General features: G+C 75.7%; 18 protein-coding genes. 6 read left to right on the top strand and 12 right to left on the bottom strand.

Features of this window, described 5'->3' with window-relative positions:
• Window positions 1-5 precede the first annotated feature (5 nt).
• Together bla and C1708_RS15810 are read right to left on the bottom strand one after the other, a co-directional pair.
• Window positions 6-929 (bottom strand): class A beta-lactamase, encoded by a 924-nt coding sequence (gene bla / locus C1708_RS15805; RefSeq protein WP_106413284.1) that lies wholly within the window; start codon window positions 927-929, stop codon window positions 6-8.
• A gap of 32 nt (window positions 930-961) precedes the next feature.
• Window positions 962-2,587, bottom strand: a complete 1,626-nt coding sequence (locus C1708_RS15810; protein WP_106413285.1) for a penicillin-binding transpeptidase domain-containing protein — start codon at window positions 2,585-2,587, stop codon at window positions 962-964.
• 85 nt (window positions 2,588-2,672) lie between these two features.
• Between C1708_RS15810 and C1708_RS15815 the strand changes: the two genes are divergently transcribed.
• Together C1708_RS15815 and C1708_RS15820 are read left to right on the top strand one after the other, a co-directional pair.
• Window positions 2,673-3,641 (top strand): LysR family transcriptional regulator, encoded by a 969-nt coding sequence (locus tag C1708_RS15815; protein ID WP_106413286.1) that lies wholly within the window; start codon window positions 2,673-2,675, stop codon window positions 3,639-3,641.
• Window positions 3,638-4,525, top strand: a complete 888-nt coding sequence (locus tag C1708_RS15820; RefSeq protein WP_106413287.1) for a serine hydrolase — start codon at window positions 3,638-3,640, stop codon at window positions 4,523-4,525. Before C1708_RS15815 ends, C1708_RS15820 begins: the two co-directional genes overlap by 4 nt.
• A 108-nt stretch (window positions 4,526-4,633) precedes the next feature.
• Here C1708_RS15820 and C1708_RS15825 read toward each other — a convergent pair whose 3' ends face one another.
• The 3 genes from C1708_RS15825 to C1708_RS15835 all read right to left on the bottom strand — a co-directional run bounded on the left by C1708_RS15825 (window position 4,634) and on the right by C1708_RS15835 (window position 6,324).
• Complete coding sequence (locus C1708_RS15825; RefSeq protein ID WP_006134583.1) at window positions 4,634-4,837, bottom strand: cold-shock protein; 204 nt, start codon at window positions 4,835-4,837, stop codon at window positions 4,634-4,636.
• Window positions 4,838-5,075: 238 nt separating this feature from the next.
• A complete protein-coding gene (locus C1708_RS15830) occupies window positions 5,076-5,456 on the bottom strand; it encodes a MerR family transcriptional regulator (protein WP_106413288.1) in 381 nt (126 codons plus the stop codon).
• A gap of 115 nt (window positions 5,457-5,571) precedes the next feature.
• Complete coding sequence (locus tag C1708_RS15835) at window positions 5,572-6,324, bottom strand: TetR/AcrR family transcriptional regulator (RefSeq protein ID WP_106413289.1); 753 nt, start codon at window positions 6,322-6,324, stop codon at window positions 5,572-5,574.
• Between the two features lie 104 nt (window positions 6,325-6,428).
• On the opposite strand from C1708_RS15835, the gene C1708_RS15840 reads away from it, so the two are divergent.
• Together C1708_RS15840 and C1708_RS15845 are read left to right on the top strand one after the other, a co-directional pair.
• Window positions 6,429-7,622 (top strand): cytochrome P450 family protein, encoded by a 1,194-nt coding sequence (locus C1708_RS15840; RefSeq protein ID WP_106413290.1) that lies wholly within the window; start codon window positions 6,429-6,431, stop codon window positions 7,620-7,622.
• 514 nt (window positions 7,623-8,136) lie between these two features.
• Window positions 8,137-8,508 carry a DUF6479 family protein gene (locus C1708_RS15845; protein WP_106413291.1) on the top strand — a complete coding sequence of 124 codons (372 nt, stop codon included), beginning with the start codon at window positions 8,137-8,139 and terminating at the stop codon, window positions 8,506-8,508.
• A 105-nt stretch (window positions 8,509-8,613) separates the two neighbouring features.
• Here C1708_RS15845 and C1708_RS15850 read toward each other — a convergent pair whose 3' ends face one another.
• From C1708_RS15850 to thrS, 4 genes are all read right to left on the bottom strand, one after another.
• Window positions 8,614-9,408, bottom strand: a complete 795-nt coding sequence (locus C1708_RS15850) for an Ig-like domain-containing protein (protein WP_106413292.1) — start codon at window positions 9,406-9,408, stop codon at window positions 8,614-8,616.
• 223 nt (window positions 9,409-9,631) lie between these two features.
• Window positions 9,632-11,335: a glycoside hydrolase family 13 protein gene (locus C1708_RS15855; protein WP_106413293.1), complete on the bottom strand. Its 1,704-nt coding sequence runs from the start codon at window positions 11,333-11,335 to the stop codon at window positions 9,632-9,634.
• A gap of 188 nt (window positions 11,336-11,523) precedes the next feature.
• Window positions 11,524-12,507 (bottom strand): nucleoside hydrolase, encoded by a 984-nt coding sequence (locus tag C1708_RS15860; RefSeq protein WP_106413294.1) that lies wholly within the window; start codon window positions 12,505-12,507, stop codon window positions 11,524-11,526.
• Between the two features lie 37 nt (window positions 12,508-12,544).
• Complete coding sequence (thrS, locus tag C1708_RS15865; protein ID WP_106413295.1) at window positions 12,545-13,765, bottom strand: threonine--tRNA ligase; 1,221 nt, start codon at window positions 13,763-13,765, stop codon at window positions 12,545-12,547.
• A 332-nt stretch (window positions 13,766-14,097) separates the two neighbouring features.
• Here thrS and C1708_RS15870 point away from each other — a divergent pair, with 332 nt between their 5' ends.
• Window positions 14,098-14,928 carry a hypothetical protein gene (locus C1708_RS15870; RefSeq protein WP_106413296.1) on the top strand — a complete coding sequence of 277 codons (831 nt, stop codon included), beginning with the start codon at window positions 14,098-14,100 and terminating at the stop codon, window positions 14,926-14,928.
• Window positions 14,929-14,956: 28 nt separating this feature from the next.
• Here C1708_RS15870 and C1708_RS15875 read toward each other — a convergent pair whose 3' ends face one another.
• The 3 genes from C1708_RS15875 to C1708_RS15885 form a co-directional block, all read right to left on the bottom strand.
• Window positions 14,957-15,232, bottom strand: coding sequence for a hypothetical protein (locus C1708_RS15875; protein WP_106413297.1), 276 nt, complete (start codon window positions 15,230-15,232; stop codon window positions 14,957-14,959).
• 50 nt (window positions 15,233-15,282) lie between these two features.
• The gene (locus C1708_RS15880; RefSeq protein ID WP_106413298.1) at window positions 15,283-16,041 is read right to left on the bottom strand and encodes a GAF and ANTAR domain-containing protein; all 759 of its coding nucleotides are present in this window, start codon (window positions 16,039-16,041) and stop codon (window positions 15,283-15,285) included.
• Between the two features lie 223 nt (window positions 16,042-16,264).
• On the bottom strand, window positions 16,265-17,608 hold the full coding sequence (locus tag C1708_RS15885) for a helix-turn-helix domain-containing protein (RefSeq protein ID WP_106413299.1): 1,344 nt from the start codon (window positions 17,606-17,608) through the stop codon (window positions 16,265-16,267).
• 97 nt (window positions 17,609-17,705) lie between these two features.
• On the opposite strand from C1708_RS15885, the gene C1708_RS34420 reads away from it, so the two are divergent.
• Window positions 17,706-17,876 carry a hypothetical protein gene (locus C1708_RS34420; protein ID WP_198602511.1) on the top strand — a complete coding sequence of 57 codons (171 nt, stop codon included), beginning with the start codon at window positions 17,706-17,708 and terminating at the stop codon, window positions 17,874-17,876.
• The last annotated feature ends 16 nt before the right edge of the window (window positions 17,877-17,892 follow it).

Raw genomic sequence — 17,892 nt, forward strand, 5'->3', positions numbered from 1 at the left:
CGGGGTCACCGCAGCACGTCCAGCACCCGCCGCGCCGCCTCCGCCACCAGCTCGTCGCTGGGGGACGCGGCGCGGTCGGGGCGCTCCGTCAGCACCGCCAGCACCAGCGGCGAGCGGCCCGCGCCGGGCCACAGCACGGCCACGTCGTTGGCGCGCCCCCACTCGCCGCCGCCCGTCTTGTCGCCCACCCTCCAGCCGCGCGGCGCGCCCGCCCGGACGCGCCGGTCGCCGGTGGTGTTGCGCACCAGCCAGTCGGTGAGCAGCGCGCGCCCGGCGGCGGGGAGGGCGTCGCCGAGCACCAGGGCGCGGTAGTCGCCGGCGATCGCGCGGGGCGTGGTGGTGTCGCGCGGGTCGCCGGGCGGGTTGCTGTTCAGCTCGGGCTCGGTGTGGTCCAGCCGGGTCGCCCGGTCACCGAGCCGGCGCGCGTACGCGGTGAGGCCGCGCGGGCCGCCGATGTCCCGCAGCATCAGGTTGGCCGCCGTGTTGTCGCTGTACCGGACGGCCGCGTCGCACAGCTCGCGCAGGGTCATGCCCTTCCCCGTGTGTTTCTCGGTGACCGGCGAGTGCGGCACGAGGTCGGCCGTGCCGTAGGGGATCCGTTCGCCGAGGCGGGCGCCGGGGCGGCGGTCCAGGACCGCGGCGGCGGCGAGGGTCTTGAAGGTGGAGCAGAGCGCGAAGCGCTCGTCGGCCCGGTGGACCACGGTGGCGCCGGTGCCGGTGTCGACGGCGAAGACGCCGAGACGGGCCCCGTACTCGCGTTCCAGGGCGGCGAGGTTCCGGGGGCGGACCGGGGACGGGCCGCGGCGGTCCTGGGTGGCGGGGCCGCCGCGTGCGGGGGCGCGGTCCGGGGCGGCGTCGGTGGCGCAGCCCGCCACGGGGGCGAGGGCCGCGGTCAGCAGCAGTGCGCGGCGGGAGGGGCGTGCGGTCATGACGGGGCGTCCTTTCAGGCGCGGGGTGCGGCTCAGGAGCGGGGCGCGGCGGACAGCAGGGCGTGCAGCACGGGTCCGGCCGAGCCGCCGCCGGTGACGCCCTCCTCGACGACGCAGGCCACGGCGACGCCGTCGCGGTGGGCGACCATCCAGCCGTTGTTCTCCTGGTCGTCGGAGACCTCGGCGGTGCCGGTCTTGCCGCCGACCTCTCCGGCGAGCGGGGCCAGGGCGTGCGCGGTGCCCTCGGTGACGGTGGCGCGCAGCAGCGTGCGGAGCTGGGTCACGACGCGGGGCGGCAGCGGCTCGGTCTCGGTGGTGTCCTCGGTGCCGGCGACGAGGGCGGGCTGGTGGAAGCGGCCGGAGACGGCCGTCGCGGTGACCGACGCCATGATCAGCGGGTTGGCCTGCACCCGTCCCTGGCCGATCATCGACGCGGCCTTCTCCGTCGCGTCCCGCGGCTCCGGCACGGACCCGTCGTAGGAGGGGACGCCGACGTGCCAGGTCTGGCCGACCCCGAAGTACGTCCTCGCCACGTCCCCGAGTTCGCCGTCGCCGAGTCTGTCGCGCAGGCCGATGAAGGCGGTGTTGCAGGACTCGGTGAACGCCTTGCGGAAGGTGGCGCCCGGGTGGGCGGAGGTCTCGACGTTCTGGAACCGCTTGCCGACGGTGAGGTAGCGGGGGCAGTCCACGACGTCGTCCGGGGCGACCGCGCCCTTCAGCAGCAGGGCGCCGCTGGTGACGATCTTCCAGGTGGAACCGGGGGCGTAGGTGCCGGAGACGGCGCGGTTGAAGCCGTCGGCCGGGGAGTTGGCCACGGCGAGGATCTCCCCGTCGTCGACGCGCAGGGCGACCAGCGCCGCGTTCCTGCCGCCGGCCTTCTCCAGGGCCTGCTCGGCGGCCGCCTGCCAGCGGGCGTCGAGGGTGGTGCGCACGGGCCCCTCGTCCTCGCGGGTCCCGGCGCCGAAGGCCGCCTCGGTGCGGCGGACGTCTCCGGTGACGCGGTCCACGAGCAGCACCGCCCCGCGCGGCCCGCCGCCCGTGCCGCGGGCCAGCCGGGCGAGGACCGGGCCGAGGGAGGGGTGGGCGGCGGCCGACAGGGTGCGGCCGTCACGGTCGTCGGCCCGGACCGGTTCGGTCTCCTCCCGCTCCAGGCGGAACTTCTCCGTCCCGCTGAGCCGCGGGTGCACCAGCGACAGCCGCCAGTCCACCGTCCACTCGCCGCCGCGCTTCCGCAGCGGCAGCTCGGCGGTGTACGTCCAGGTGCCGAGTCCCGCGACGGGCATCCGCGCGGTGTACGGCACGGTGACGGCGCGTCCGCCGGACTCCTCGTCCTCCTCGGGCTTCCCGGCCTTCAGCACCGGTTTGTCGATGTCGAGCCCGGCGGTGAAGCTGCGCAGCACCTCCTCCGCGCGGTCGGGTCTGGTGGTGCGGGCGGCGGCGTCCGGGAGGCGTCCGGCGGCCCAGTCGGCGAGGAACGCGCGGGCCTCGGCCGCCGCCTGCGGGTCGGGTCCGGTCTCGCCCGCGAACGGGCCGAGCCCGGCGCCCCAGGCGCCGCCCACGGCGACCGCGGCGACCGCCGTGACGGCGGTGAGCGCCCTGACCGCGGTGCGGGGACGCCGACGGGGACCGGAACGGGGAAGGTCGGGATACGTGTCCATGCCCCGACCACAGCAGCGGAGACGGCCGTCCGTCCAAGTCCGCTATCAATCATGGATCGATCAACACTCGATATGATGACTGGTCGTGGACCTGGTGCGGCACCTGGAATGCTTTGTGGCTGTTGCAGAAGAGTCACACTTCGGCCGTGCCGCGGCCCGCCTGGGCATGGCCCAGCCCCCTCTGTCGCAGCGCGTCCAGCGGCTGGAACGGGAACTGGGGGTACGGCTGTTCGAGCGCACCAGCCGTCAGGTGCGCATCACCGAGGCCGGCAAGCTGCTGCTGGCCGAGGCGCGGGAGGTCCTGTCCCGCACGGAGTCGTTCCTCGCCGCCGCCCGCCGGGTGCGTGACGGCGAGACGGGACTGCTGCGCGCCGCCCTCCCCCCGGACCTGTCGGGCGAGACCGTGGCCGTCCTGCTCGCGGACTTCGGCGAGCGTCACGCCGGTCTGGAGCTGGAGCTGCACGAACTGTCCACCGCGCAGCAGCTCGAGCGGCTCGCGGCGCACGACCTGGACGTGGGGGTCGTCCACCACCCGTGCGACGTGACGGGTCTGGAGCTGGGCCCGGTGCTGCGCCGGGAGCTCGGCGTCCTGCTGCCGGCCGGGGACCCGGCGGCCGCCCCCGGCGAGGTGCCGCTGCCCGCGCTGTCCGGCCGGGACCTGATCCTCTTCCCCCGCACGGCGGCCCCCGCCCTGTACGACGAGCTGCTGACCACCTGCGCCCGCGGCGGTTTCACCCCCGCCGCCGTACGCCACGGCCAGGGCGCCAGCTTCGTACGGGGGCTCGTGCTGTCCTCCGGGGCGGTCGCCCTGTGCCCGCGCGACGCCGCGCCGCCGGAGCCGGGCAACGGGCGGGCGGATGTCGTGTGGCGTCCGCTGACCGGCGGGGCGCCCGCGCTGCGCCACTCCGCGGCCTGGCCGAAGGGGCGCGGCGACGCCGCCGTGCGGGCCTTCGCCGAGGCGGCCGTGCACGCCCTGCGCACCGCCGCCCGCGCGGTCCCCGACGGGCCGGCCCGTCCCCTGCATCTGCGACCCGCATCGGAGTACTGGCTGTGACGGACGCCGTCGCCCGCATCCACGCGGCCTTCGCCGACGCCGGGGTCACCGGCCGGCTGCACGCCCTCGACATCGACTCCGGCGAGGAACTGGACGCCGGCGCCGACCAGCCGGTGTGCACCGCCAGCGTCCACAAGCTGTGCCTGCTGGTCGCGCTGCACGAGCGGGCGGCGCGGGGCGCGCTGGACCTGGCCGAGCAGGTGGAGACCGTGCCGGGCGGGCGTACGGCGGGGCCGACGGGGGTGGCCGCGATGCTGGACGCGGCCCGGATGTCCCTGCGCGACCTCGCCTATCTGATGATGGCGGTCAGTGACAACGCGGCCGCCGACCTGCTGCTGCGCCGGGTGGGTCTGGACGCCGTCAACGCGACGACCGGCCGGCTGGGCCTCACCCGGACGCGGGCCGTGCACTCCTTCGGCGAGATGCTCGCCACCATGAGGGAGGACGCCGGGCCGGACGGGGCGCGGGCGCTGGCCGACCCGCGGGTGGTGAGCCGGCTGCGGGCGCTGGACCCGGACCGCACCAACCGCAGCACCCCACGGGACATGACCCGGCTGCTGCGCGCGGTGTGGCGGGACGAGGCGTGCACCCCGGAGCACGGCGCGGCCATGCGGCGGATCATGGGGCTCCAGGTGTGGCCGCACCGCCTGGCCTCGGGTTTCCCCTTCGACGACGTCCATGTCGCCGGAAAGACCGGCAGCCTGCCGACCCTGCGCAACGAGGTGGGCGTGGTCGAGTACCCCGACGGGGGCCGTTACGCGGTCGCCGTCTTCACCCGGACCGCGCACACGGCGGCCACGCTGCCGGCGGCCGACGCGGTGATCGGCACGGCGGCGCGGATCGCGGTGGACGCGCTGCGCGCGAAGGCGTTCCGCTCACGCTGAGCGTGGCGGAAAAACACCCCGGGGAAAAGGGCCGGAAAACGACGAGGAGCGGGTGCCCGCACGAAACGTGCGGGCACCCGCTCCTCAAAACCTGCGTGCAGGTCAGGGTCAGGCGGGAACGATGTTCTCCGCCTGCGGGCCCTTCTGGCCCTGGGTGACGTCGAAGGTCACCTTCTGGCCTTCCTGGAGCTCGCGGTAGCCCGAGGTGGCGATGTTCGAGTAGTGGGCGAACACGTCAGCGCCGCCGCCGTCCTGCTCGATGAAGCCGAAGCCCTTTTCCGAGTTGAACCACTTGACCGTACCGGTGGCCATATCTATCTCCTGAGACAGTGCCGGGAATCGCACTTTACGAATCCCTACATCGTCGCGATGATCACCCGCCCGGAGAACCGGTTCAAACTGGCAACCACAACTGCAACTGACGTCAGCCTAGCACGGAAAGCATTCTCGGCAAGCGAGGAAAATCACTGGAATAAACCCGGCCGACGCGTTTAAAGAAAGGAATTTCTCGCGGACGGAGCGGAAATCCTGTTCCGGCCGGGACAGATTTTCACCGGTGCCCGTGGACCGTGTCGGCACCCTGCCGGCGGAGCTCCTCGTTCGTTCGCTCGGCCCGCTCCAGCTGCTCCTCGAGGCTTACGATGCGGCACGCGGCGTCGACCGGGGTGCCCTGGTCGACCAGCTCGCGGGCGCGGGCGGCGAGCCGTAGCTGGTGGCGCGAGTAGCGGCGGTGGCCGCCCTCCGAGCGAGTGGGGGTGATCAGCCGCGCCTCGCCGAGGGCGCGGAGGAACGCGGGTGTGGCTCCGACCAGCTCGGCGGCCCTGCCCATGGTGTAGGCCGGGAAGTGGTCGTCGTCGAGCCGGTCGGCGACGGGGGGCCGGTCCTGGTCCGGCTGCCGGCCGTCGGCGTACGGCTGACTTTCCGAGGGCATACGCACCTTTCCGCGGACCACAGGGGTCACGGTCCGCCACGGGGACGGGTTCCCCACCGCCAAACTCTAGTCGCCTCGGCGGAAAATCTGGTCCGGCGCGTGCAGATGTCCTCGACTACGCCTCGTCGCCCGCCGCGGACCCGTCCGCGGGCCTGGCCCGGTGCGGCCCCATCTCCCCGAGCACCTGACCCAGTTCCTCCTCGCCGAGCGGGGTGCCGGGCAGCGGACGGGGCTCGCGCGCGGGGCCGCGCAGCCCTTCCAGGAACAGGGCGAGGGGGCGGCGCCAGGCGTCAGGGTCGGCGGCCACGGCCAGCGGCGGCACGGCACGGCCCAGGGCCGCCAGGGCGAAGAGGAGGTCCTCGGTGGTGACGTCGGCGCGCACGCTGCCCTCCGCGCGGGCGCGTTCCAGCAGCACGCCGACGGTCTCCCGGTTGTGCGCGTGCACGGCGCCGAGCGTCTCGGCGTCCGGCAGACGGGTGGTCATCAGGTCGTTGGTGCCGCGATCGGCCGCGAGGGTGACGAACACGGCGTCGAGGTAGCCGGTCAGACCGGTCCAGGGGTCGGGTGCGCCGCGCGCGCGTTCACCCGCCTCCATGGTCTCCGTGAGCTGGTCGCGGAAGACGGCGTCCACGAGCGCGGCGCGGGTGGGGAAGTGCCGGTAGAGGGTCGCGTTGCCGACGCCGGCGCGCCGCGCGATCACGTCCAGCGGGGCCTCGAGACCCTGCTCGGCGAAGACGGCGTGCGCCGCCTCCACCAGCCGCTCCCGGTTCCGCCGCGCGTCCCGCCGCAGCCGGGGCGGGACGGACGCCGCGGCCTCCGGGCCGGTCGGCCCGGGGCCGGGGGCGGTGGGTTCTTCACCGACGGTCATGGGTCCCTCCGTACGGACCGGGGAGTGCTCCCCGACCGGATGCTATCGTCCCGCCGTTAAGCGGGGACTACTCCCCGTTTATGGCTCAGCAGAGAGGACGCACCATGCGTGCCGACGCCCCGGACGGACCCGCGCCCCTGGAGTGGGCGCCGACGCCCTTCCCCTTCGGCCGGCTCGCGGCCCTGCGCGCCGAGGGGCCGGTGCACCGGGTGCACGTCCCCGGCAGCGGGGACGCCTGGCTGGTGGTGACCCACGACGCGGTGCGCGCCGCGCTCACCGACTCCCGGCTGCGCAACGACATCCGGCACTCGGCCGGCTGGGAGACCGACGGCGGGCACGCGGTCGGCCGCAACATGCTGCAGAGCGACCCGCCGCACCACACCCGGCTGCGGCGGCTGGTCGCGGGCCGCTTCACCCCGGGACGGGCCGCCGCGCTGCGCCCCCGCATCGAGGCCGTCGCCCGCGGTCTGCTGGACCGGCTGCCGCGCGCGGGCGCCGTCGACCTGGTGAGCGCGTACGCGCTGCCGCTGCCGGTCACCGTGATCTGCGACCTGCTCGGCGTGCCCGCGGCCGACCGCGCGGACTTCCACACCTGGTCGAACGAACTGGTCGCGCCCACCGGCGCGGAAGCGGCCGCCGCCTCGGCCGCCGCGCTCACCGGTTACCTCAACGGTCTGATCGCCCGGAAGGCCCGCACCCCCGACGGCTCCCTGCTCGCGGACCTGGCCGCCCCCGGCAGGCCGGGCGCGAAGGCCCCGCTGTCGCCCGAGGAACTGCTCGGCATGGCGTTCCTGCTCCTGGTCGCCGGGCACGAGACGACCGTCAACCTGATCTCCGCGACCGTACTGAGCCTGCTCCAGCACCCCGATCAGCTCGCCCTGCTGCGCGCCGACCCGGAGCTGACCGGCGCGGCCGTGGAGGAGTCGCTGCGCCTCCACTCGCCCGCGCACGCGGGCGCGTTCCGGTTCGCGGCGGAGCCGCTGGACCTGGCCGGCACCCGCGTGGCCGCCGGGGACGCCGTCCTGGTCTCGCTGGCCGCCGCCTCCCGCGACCCGCTCGCCTTCCCCGACCCCGACCGCTTCGACCTCACCCGCCGCACCCGGGGACATCTGGGCTTCGGGCACGGCGTCCACCACTGCCTCGGCGCCCCGCTCGCCCGCGCGGAGGCCGCCGTCGCCCTGCGCCTGCTGCTGGAACGGCATCCCCGACTCGCCCTCGACGCCGCCCCGGAGTCCCTCACCTGGCGCGCCGGCACGCTGCTGCGAGGGCTCGCCGGGCTCCCGGTCCGCCTCGGCTGACACGGTCCGCTCCGAGACCTCCCGGAGCCGGCCCGGACACGAGGGAAAGGGGCCCCTGTGCCCGAGGTCCCGCCGCCGGCGCCCACGGGTGACGCCCTGCTGAAGATCGTCCCAGCGCCGCCACGACCCGCACCGGACGCGGATCGTGGCGGCACTCGTGGAGAACCGCACGTACGTCAGCGCGCCGGAGCCCGGCCGCTGGTCCCGGCGGCCGGGGCGGTTGTGCCGCGACCCGCCGCGGCCGGACGGTGACGTCGGCGCCGGCCGGGCACCGGAGGCGCGGGAGCCGGCCGCCGGGACGACGGCGCAGAGGCCGGCGGCCCGGAAGACAGGAAGGCCGGGGCCGGGCCCCGAGCTGCACACGTGGGGACGCGACGGCCCGTCCCGGCCTTCCCTCTGGCCGCAGCCTGCTACGCGGCACGGGGCGCCGCCCCTCGGGGAAGCCGAACGGGGGACCGCACCAATCAGGACAGAACGGGAGCTTTATCACATTTCCTGGTCCATACTCGGAAACATGAACACGGCAACGCTTGTACAACTGGCCGCCAGTGACCACCAGTGGGCCGTGGCAGCGGCCTTCATCGGCGGCATCATCGTGGCAGGCGCCCTGGTCTGGGCCGTCCGTGCCGGAATGCGGTACATGGACCAGGAGTCGCCGCGTCCCCAGCCCGACGAGCAGCCCAGGCTGCCGGACGGCGGCGCGGTGCACGAGATGCGGGAGATGCGGGAGCCGGACGAGATACCGCTCACGCCCCGCAGCGGCTCCCGGCTCATGCCGTACGAGCTGCATCACTCCGGCACCAGGACGGGCAAGGACCAGCAACGCAAACGCTGGCTGCCGGGCTCCAGCGGAGCCTTCGGCAGCGGTGGGCCGGGGCACGTCTGACCTGACGGTCCGGACGTGGCCCACGCCCTCACACGGACGCGGCCGCGCGGTGCGGCCGCGCAAGGGGGTGCCGTGCGGCCGGACGCCTCGCAGGCGCGGGTGCGGTCAGCGGGGCGGGACCGCGGGGGCCGGAGCGGGCTCCGGTGCGGGCGAGCCCACGGTGATCTGGATCTGCTCGCTCGAGGCGGTCACGCCGTTCGTCGTCGCCGTGGCCTGGAGCCGGTTCGCCCCGGCGGGCAGATCGCGGCCAGGCGCGCAGCTCCAGAGCCCGTCGGATCCCGCCGTGTCCGTGCACACCTCGTCGCCGTCCTGGTCGAAGACCGTGACCTGCGCACCCGGGTACGCCGTGCCCGCGGCGGCCGGGCGGTGGCCCAGCGGCACCCCCGACTCGGGCCGGGACAGCACCGGCGACGGCAGCCCCACCGTCACCTGGCACTCCCCGCTCGCCCGCGTGACGCCCTCCGCGTCCGCGAGCCGCAGCTCGCACCCGCCGAGCCTGGTCCCCGGCTCCGCGTCCGCGGACACCGCCAGCACGAAGGGGAAGGCCCCGGCCCGCCACGGCCGTTCCGCCGACGTGGCCGTGTACGCGGCGGTACGGCCGTCGGCGGCCACCTCGCCCCGGTAGCCGGCGGCGGTGAGCGGCACGCCGGTGACCTCGGCCCCGGCGGGGGCGGTGAGGGTGAGGGTGGAGCCGGCGCCGAGGGCCGAGCCGTCCAGCCCCGCGGCCTCGACGACGCCCTCCCGGCCGGGCGGGACGGTCACGGAGCCCCAGAGCACCCGCTCGCCCGGCGGCGGGGCGGACCCGTCGGCGGCGGACGCCGGTGCGGCGGGCAGCCGCCCGGCCGCGAGGATCCCGGCCGCCGCCAGCACGGCGGCCGTTGTCTTGCTGGACCTGTTCATCGTGGGCGGGCTCCCTGCAGGGCGGACGTCGGACACACCTGCGGCCGACTCTGACGGCCGCTCCCGTCCACCGCCCGCCCTGGACCCCCGGACGGGTGGCAGCCGCCGGTCACCGGTCGTGAGCGCCGTGGGGCCGGCGGCACCGCGCACGGTGCCGCCGGCCGTCACCCGCGTCCGCGGCGCACGGCCCCTCCCCCGAGGAGGGCGTCGCCCGCCGGCTTCCTCAGCGGGTCAGCCACGCCGTCGTGTCCGGGGCCAGGCGGCCGTCCTCCAGGGGGGCGCTGGTCAGGACGACCTCGCCCGCGGGGAGGGAGACCGGGTCGGGGGACAGGTTGGTCACGCAGCGCCAGCCGTCGCCGCGGTCGAACTGCAGGACCCCCTCCGGGGTGCCCTCCGCCCACGTCAGCGTCTCGCCGTCGATCAGCTTGCGCCGCAGCCGCAGGGCCGTGCGGTACAGCTCCAGGGTGGAGCCCTCCGCCCCGTCCTGCGCCTCCACGGCGTACTCCGCGAAGGAGGCCGGCTGCGGCAGCCACGCACCGCCCGCGCCGAAGCCGTACGACGGGCCGGTCGTGGTCCACGGCAACGGGACGCGGCAGCCGTCGCGGCCCTTGCGGACGTGGCCGGTCTGCTCCCAGATGGGGTCCTGGAGGACCTCCGTCGGCAGGTCGGCGACCTCGGGCAGGCCCAGCTCCTCGCCCTGGTAGACGTACGCCGAGCCGGGCAGCGCCAGCATCAGCAGGGTGGCGGCGCGGGCCCGGCGCAGACCGGCCTCCAGGTCGACGGCGGGGGCGTTGCCGCCGGACAGCAGCCAGGCGTTGGTGTCCGTGCCGGGCGGCAGCATCAGCCGGGAGGCGTGCCGGACCACGTCGTGGTTGGACAGCACCCAGGTCGCGGAGGCGCCGGCCGCCTGCGCGGTCGCCAGCGAGTCGGTGATCACCTGGCGCAGTTCGTCCGCGTCCCACGCGGCCTCGAGGTACTCGAAGTTGAAGGCCTGGCCCAGCTCGTCCGGGCGGGCGTACAGGGCACGTCGCGCACCGGGCACCCATGCCTCCGCCACGGCCGTACGCGGCGGGGTGTAGGTGTCGAAGATCTTCCGCCAGTCGCGGTAGATCTCGTGCACCTCGTCGCGGTCGTAGAACGGGTGCGTGCCGGGCGCGAAGTCGGCGAGGGCCGCCTCGCCGCCCGCCGCGTGGTCGCCGAGGTCGCGCAGCGGCTCCTCGAGGTCCTTGGTCAGGGCGTGCGCCACGTCGACGCGGAAACCGTCCACGCCCCGGTCGGACCAGAAGCGCAGGGTGGTGCGGAAGTCCTCGCGGACGTCCTGGTGGTCCCAGTTGAGGTCGGGCTGCTCGGCGGCGAACAGGTGCAGGTACCACTGTCCGTCCGGCACCCGCTGCCAGGCGCTGCCGCCGAACACGGACTGCCAGTCGGTGGGCGGCAGCTCGCCGTGCTCGCCCCGGCCGTCCCGGAAGACGTAGCGGTCACGGGCCGGGGAGCCGGGCCCGGCGCGCAGCGCCTCCTGGAACCAGACGTGCTGGTGGGAGGTGTGGTTGGGGACGATGTCGACGATCACCTTGAGGCCGAGCCGGTGCGCCTCGCGGACCAGTTCGTCGAAGTCGTCGAGGGTGCCGAGCCGCGGGTCGACGTCGCGCGGGTCGGCGACGTCGTAGCCGCCGTCGGCCAGCTCGGACGGGTAGAACGGGCTGAGCCACAGGGCGTCGACGCCCAGGGCGGACAGGTGCGTGAGGCGTCGGGTGATGCCGCGCAGGTCACCGAGGCCGTCGCCGTCGGCGTCGGCGAAGCTGCGGGGGTAGATCTGGTAGACGACCGCCTGCCGCCACCAGTCGGGGTCGCGGGAGGAGAGGTCGGGCGTGGCGTCGGGGGCGGGGTGCGGCGGCCGGGGGTCGGGCGCGGTCGGGCGGTCGGTCACGCGGGGTCTCCTCTGGGTGTGCGGGTACCGGCGGAGAAACTGACCAGAACACCGTAAAAGTGAACGCACCGGTAAGGGGGTGACATTCCCCCTGGGTGTGGCGGACCGCACGTCCACCCGGCGCACACGGGTCGAACCGGCGTCCGATCAGGGCGCACGGTGTTCGACCGGAGCGCGGGGCGCTCCGGCTAGGCCGCGGGGTGTTCGACCGTCGTCAGGTAGAGCTTCACGTAGCGCTCCACGTCCACGTCCAGGCCGACGTCCACGAGGGCCTGCTCGCGGATGCCCTCGTGGAGCTCCGACTCGCCGGGGCGGGGACGGCGGTCGACGATCGTCTGCCCGCGCGCCGGGCCGGGCGCCAGGGACACCTCGACCGGCAGGCGGTGGGTGGTGAGCCCCTCCGGGTCGGCGACCGCGCACAGCGCGCCCGCGTCGCCGAGGCCGCCGGAGTCCTCGGCGGGGTCGTCGGGGCGGCTGCCCGGGTGGGCGGGACGGTGGGCGAGCAGGTCGCCGGCCAGCCGGGCGCCCGGTTCGGCGCTCGCGCGCAGCCTCCGCACGTCGGCGCCGGGGACGACGACCCGGGTGAACACGTCCAGCCCGTACATGGTGATCGGCACGCCCGCGGTGAGCAGGATCGCGGCGGCCTCCGGGTCGTGCCACACGTTGAACTCGGCCACCGGGGTGGCGTTCCCGGCGCCCGCCGCGCCGCCCATGAACACGATCCGCTCGATGTTGCGGGTGACCTCGGGGTGGGCCCGCAGCAGCAGGGCGATGTTGGTGAGCGGCGCGGTGGGCACGAGGGTGACCGGGCGCGGCGAGGCGAGGATCTCGCGGCGCAGCAGGGTCACCGCGTCCACGTCCGCCGGGGTCCGGCGCGGGGCGGGCAGGCCGAGGTCGCCCATGCCGTCGTGGCCGTGGACGTGGCGGGCGGAGCGCGGCGCCTCGATCAGCGGACGCTCGGCGCCCCGCGCCACCGGGACGTCCGGCGCGCCCGCCGCCTCCAGCACGGTCAGCGTGTTGCGCACGACGCCGTCCACGTCCGTGTTCCCGGCCACGCAGGTGACGGCCCGCAGGTCGATCCCGGGGTGCCGTACGGCGAACAGCAGCGCCAGGGCGTCGTCGACGCCGGTGTCGCAGTCGATGATCACCGGGACCGGCCGGCCGTTGCGCACGACGGACTCCTTCTCGAGGCGGGTCTGCCCGTCGACCTTACGCGGGCTCCCACAGCGCGGTCCCGCGTGCGCGCACCCGCTCCTCGACGCGCCGCAGGAATTCCGCCACCGGCAGCACACCGGGCCGCCGCCCGTCCCGCAGGCGCACGGCGAGCCGGCCGTCCCCGGCCTCCCGCGCGCCGAGCACCGCCTGGTACGGCACCAGCCGGGCCCGGCGGATCCGGGCGCCGAGACTGCCCTCGCCGGGTCCGCGGACCTCCGCCCGCAGCCCGAGTCCGGCGGCCTGCCGGACGACCGCGTGGGCGCGTTCCTCCTGGTCCCCGCCCACCGGCAGCACCACCAGCTGCACCGGGGCCAGCCACGGCGGGAAGGCGCCGCCGTGCTCCTCCAGCAGGTGGGCGACGGCCCGCTCCACGCTGCCGATGACGCTGCGGTGCACCATCACCGGCCGGTGCCGGGCGCCGTCCGGGCCGGTGTGGCGCAGCCCGAACCGCTCGGGCTGGTGGAAGTCGATCTGCACGGTGGACAGGGTGGACTCGCGGCCCGCCGGGTCGGTGATCTGCACGTCGATCTTCGGGCCGTAGAAGGCCGCCTCGCCCTCGACGGCCTCGTACGCCACGCCGGACGCGTCCAGCGCCTCGCGCAGCAGGGCGGTGGCGCGCCGCCACAGGGCCGGGCCGGCGACGTACTTCCCGCCGCCGCCCGGCAGCGACAGCCGGTGGCGGGCGGCGCGGATGCCCAGGTCGGCGTAGGCGCGGGAGATGAGCGCGAGGGCTCCGGCGGCCTCCTCGGCGGCCTGGTCCGGGGTGCAGAAGATGTGCGCGTCGTTGAGCTGGATGGCCCGCACCCGGGTCAGTCCGCCGAGCACGCCGGACCGCTCGGAGCGGTACATCCCGCCCAGCTCGGCCATCCGCAGCGGCAGTTCGCGATGGCTGCGGGTGCGGGAGCGGAAGATCAGGGCGTGGTGGGGGCAGAGGCTGGGGCGCAGCAGCATCTGCTCCCCGCCCAGCTCCATCGGCGGGTACATGTCGTCGCGGTAGTGGTCCCAGTGCCCGGAGAGTTCGTACAGCTCGCGTTTGCCGAGCACGGGCGAGTACACGTGCCGGTAACCGGCCGCGCGTTCCGCCTCGCGGACGTACTCCTCCAGGGTGTGCCGTACGACGGCGCCGTCGGGGAGCCAGTAGGGCAGGCCCACGCCCATCAGCGGGTCGGTGTCGAACAGGCCGAGTTCACGGCCGAGGCGTCGGTGGTCGTGCACGGCGCCCTCCTCGGGGTCGGGAGGCGAGCACCACGCGCGGCGAAGCCCCGGGGCACTCGCCCCGGGGCTTCGTCAGCGGTCAGCTGTCAGCGCGCCGGGACGTCCTCCGGCGTCGTCGTGCGGGACACGCGGGCGCGCTGCATGCGGCGGACGCTAGCAGCGGGCGGCCGGCGGGCGCACCCGGTTTTCGCGGCCCCGGCGGGACCGTGCCCGGTGCTCACCCGGACGGCTCGCCTCGCTGGTGGGGGGCCTGTCCCGGTGGTGCCGTAGGAGCACGTCCGCCGCTCCCGCCGTGTCCGCCCGTGGACGGCCCGGCCCCCAGGAGGCATCCGATGACCCGTGCCCCGGCCCGCGCCCGCACCCTCCTCGCCTCCGCCCTGTCGGTCACCGCCCTGCTGATCACGGCGGCCTGCGTGGCCTACGACCGGGACGTCCCGCGCGCGCTGCCCCAGGGGGTGTCCGAGCCGCCCGCCGAGACGCCGCCCTCCCCGCCCCCGTCCCCCTCGGCGTCCTCCTCCGCCGTGACCGACACCGAACGGTCCACGCCCGTGCTGAACGACGAGCAGCTCGAGGCGGCGCTGATCACCGCGGCGGACCTCGGCCCGCCCTGGGCGGCCGGTCAGGGGGCGGCGCTGTGGCGCGACGGCACGCTGAAGGCGACCACGGACGACGGCGACTGCCGGCGGCTGCTGGAGGTCCTGTACACGGAGGAGCCGTTCGGCGCCCCGGCGGGGCCGCGCGCCTCGGTGACCCTGGACGACACCGCCGAGGGCGCCCAGCTGCGCGAGCAGGTCGGCGCGCACCGCCCGGACGACGTGGAGCGCGCGCTGGTCTGGCTGGGCACGCTGCCCGAGAAGTGCGGGAGTTTCCGGGCGGAGACCGCACGGTCCGGCACCCAGGACGTCGAGGTGACGGAGCTGCGCCTGCCGGACACCGCCGGGGACGCCCGCGCCGCGCTGCGGGTGACGCTGACCGGCGGGGCGCCGGACGCCGTCCCGGCCCGGCTCACGGTCGACCTCGCGGCGATCCGCGTCGGCGAGGACGCGGTCGTCCTCACCAACGGCGGATTCGGTGAGGTGCGGGCCGAGGTCACCCGGGCGATGGCCCAGCTCGGCGCGGACCGGCTCGCGGAGGTCGCCCGGCAGGAGCGGCTGCGGGTCTGAGGAGACCGGCCCGGGGAACCTTCGGGACTCAGCTCATGCCGTCGACGGCCTGCTTGGCCTCCACCAGGCTCGCGCCGGTGGACTCGCGGTACAGCTTGATCGCCTGCACCTGCTTGCCGTCGCGCATCAGGGCGAGGATCTCGTCCTTCCTCGGCACCTCCTCCTCCAGTCCCAAGTGGCCCAGGACGAGGTCGAGTTTGCGTTCCACGCGGGCGACACGGCGCTCGGAGCGGGAGAGATGGGTCTGGATCGAGGCCACGCCGAGGGTCACGACGCAGGTGAGGAAGAGGATGGCTATGTCCATGACCCGTCAGCCTAGGCCGTGGACGGGAGCCGATCGCCAGGGACGGGCGGTCAGGGCGTGTCGAAACGCCGTCGGCGGGCGACGACGTCGACGGCCGCCTCCAGCACGGTGAGGCCCTGTGCGAAGGCGTCGCCGCGCAGCCGGGCCAGGGCCTCGTCGGCGCCCACGCCGAGCTGGGCCATGATCATGCCGACCGCCTGGTGCACCCGGTCGTGGTCGGCGGCCAGCCCGCTGAGCCAGCCCCCGTCGCCGTCCCGTGCGTCGTACGGCAGGTCCGTCAGCGCGACCGTCATCACGCAGGCCACCAGCAGCGCCACGCGCAGCTCACGCGCGGTGAGGCCGCCGGGGGAGCCGCGGTAGAGGTCGAGGGTGCCGACGCAGACGGCGGAGGAACCGAGGGGCAGCGCGTACACGGCGCGCACGCCGGAGCCGAGCGCCTGCTGCACGAACACCGGCCAGCGGTCGGCGCAGTCCCCGTCCGCCAGGTCGCGGGCGAGGACCGGGGCGCCGGTCCGCAGCACGTGGTGGCAGGGGCCGTCGCCGAGGGTGGCCTGCACCTGGGCGAGCCGCGCGGCGCCGGCGCCGGACGCGGCGAGCTGAAGGGGCATGCTGTCGCCGCGCAGCGACACGGACGCGCCGTCCACCGGCAGCAGGTCCACGGCCACCGCGCACAGCCGCCCCGGCGCCTCCGCGGGACCGGCCCCGCGCAGCCCCGCGGCGATGGCGCCGGCCACCCGCTCGTGCCCCCCGCCACCCGCACCCCGGTCCTGCCCGTCCCCTGGGACGTTCCCGGGCCGCACGCCAACCACATCCCCTCACCAGCCGAAACGCGGTCTGACTACCCGGGGCGGGGCGAGCGAAACCGGGCGGCACCCGGCGGGCCGGGGTCACTCCCGGGGGGTATGGGGCGTGCGGATACGAGCGGGGTGCCCGGGGCGTCGCCCAGGGCGTCGCGGGGGGGGTGCGGGTGTCGGGCGCGGGCATCGGCGCGAGGGCGAGGGTGAGGCCGGGACCCGGCTCACCCCCCTTGTCTCACACCGGTGGCTGTGCCGGGGCCGGTCCCAGGGTGGTCGTGCCGGGGGCCGTGCGGTGGCCGAGGCCGGTGCGGTAGGCGTCCAGCGCCGCCTCCACGCGGCCCGTGCGGCGCAGGAGGTCGCCGAGGAGGCGGCACAGGTCGGCCAGGTCGCCCGCCGCGCCCGCGCGTTCCAGCAGGCTGAGCGCGCGGACGTAGTGCTCCTCGGCCCGCTCCGTGTCCCGGGCGTCCTCGGCGATGATGCCGAGCAGCCGGTGCGCGGCCGCCGCGTGGACCGCGCCCCGCTCGGGGGAGAGCCCGCCCAGCACGTCCTTCAGCAGCTCAGCGGCTTCCTCGGACCGGCCCCGCCGGTGCAGTACGTCCGCCAGTTCGACGGTGAGCTGACTGCTGTACAGGGTCGCGCGGGTCGCGGACAGCATGTGCAGCGCCTCCCGCATCTCCGCCTCGGCCTCGGCCAGTTCGCCGTTCTGCGCGTGCACGTAGCCCCGCATCCAGTGGCAGTTGGCCAGCTCGGTACGCAGCTGCAGCCCCCGGTACAGCTCGGCCGCCTTGGCCAGTGAGGCGTCCGCCTCCGCCAGGCGGCCCTCGGCGAGCAGGGTGCGGGCCACCGACCGGTGCATGCGCGCCACCAGCGCCGGGTCGCCGGACTGCGGGGCGAGCGCCAGAGCGAACTCCGCGGCCTGCGCGGCCCGCGCGTGCGCCCCCATGTCCATGTACGGCCCGATGACGCTGGCGTACAGCAGGAGCAGCGCGTCCGGGTCGTGCAGGCCGCCCCGGTTCAGCTCGTCGATGGTGGTCTCCAGCAGGTACACCGCGTACCGCAGCTCCCCCGCGAGGTAGTGCGCGACGGCCCGGCCGCGCAGCGCCGGCACCCGCGCGGGCAGCGGCGCGTCCGCGAGCCGCGTCTCCGCTTCCTCGAAGTACCGTTGTCCGTCCACGAGTTCACCGGTGTCCAGCGCGCACTCCCCGAGTCCGAGCAGCGCGGCGGCCTGCTCCTCGGGCAGCTCCTGCGCCTCCGCCTCGGCCAGCAGCGCCGTGTACTGCTCCACCGCCGCCTCCGCCTCGCCGACGGCGAGCGCGCGCTGCGCCTCGGTCAGCCGCATCCGCAGTTCGGTCACCCGCCGCGCGGAGCGCCCGGTCGCCAGTTCGTCGAACTCGACTCCGAGCCGCTCGGCGAGGTGCCGCAGCGCGTCGTCGGAGGGACGCACCCGGCCGGCCTCCAGGGTGGAGACGTAGGCGGGGGTGTACACCGGTTCCGCCAGCTGCCTCTGGGTCAGCCCGCGCGCCACGCGCAGCCGCTGCACCCGGCGTCCGATCGTGCCCGGCTCGTCCCGCTCCCCCATGCCAACTCCCCCAGTGCCACTTGCCGTTCGCGTCGGACAGCCCCTAGGTTAAACCGTGAATTAAACCCGCTTAACCCGTCGCTGTTGCGAGGTCGCCGTGCTGGAACGCACCCGCCCCACCGAGCGTTACGCCCGAGGACTCATCGCGGCTCTCGCCGCGGTCGCGGCGCTTCTCCTCGCGGCGAACGCGGGACCGGCCGGGACCGTCGGCCCGGACGCCGACCGCGGGACCACCGCGCCGGTGGAGGTGGAGGCGGCGGAGCGGTAGGGCGGCGGGCCCTCGG

It is taken from the genome of Streptomyces sp. DH-12, from assembly GCF_002899455.1.
GTDB lineage: Bacteria > Actinomycetota > Actinomycetes > Streptomycetales > Streptomycetaceae > Streptomyces.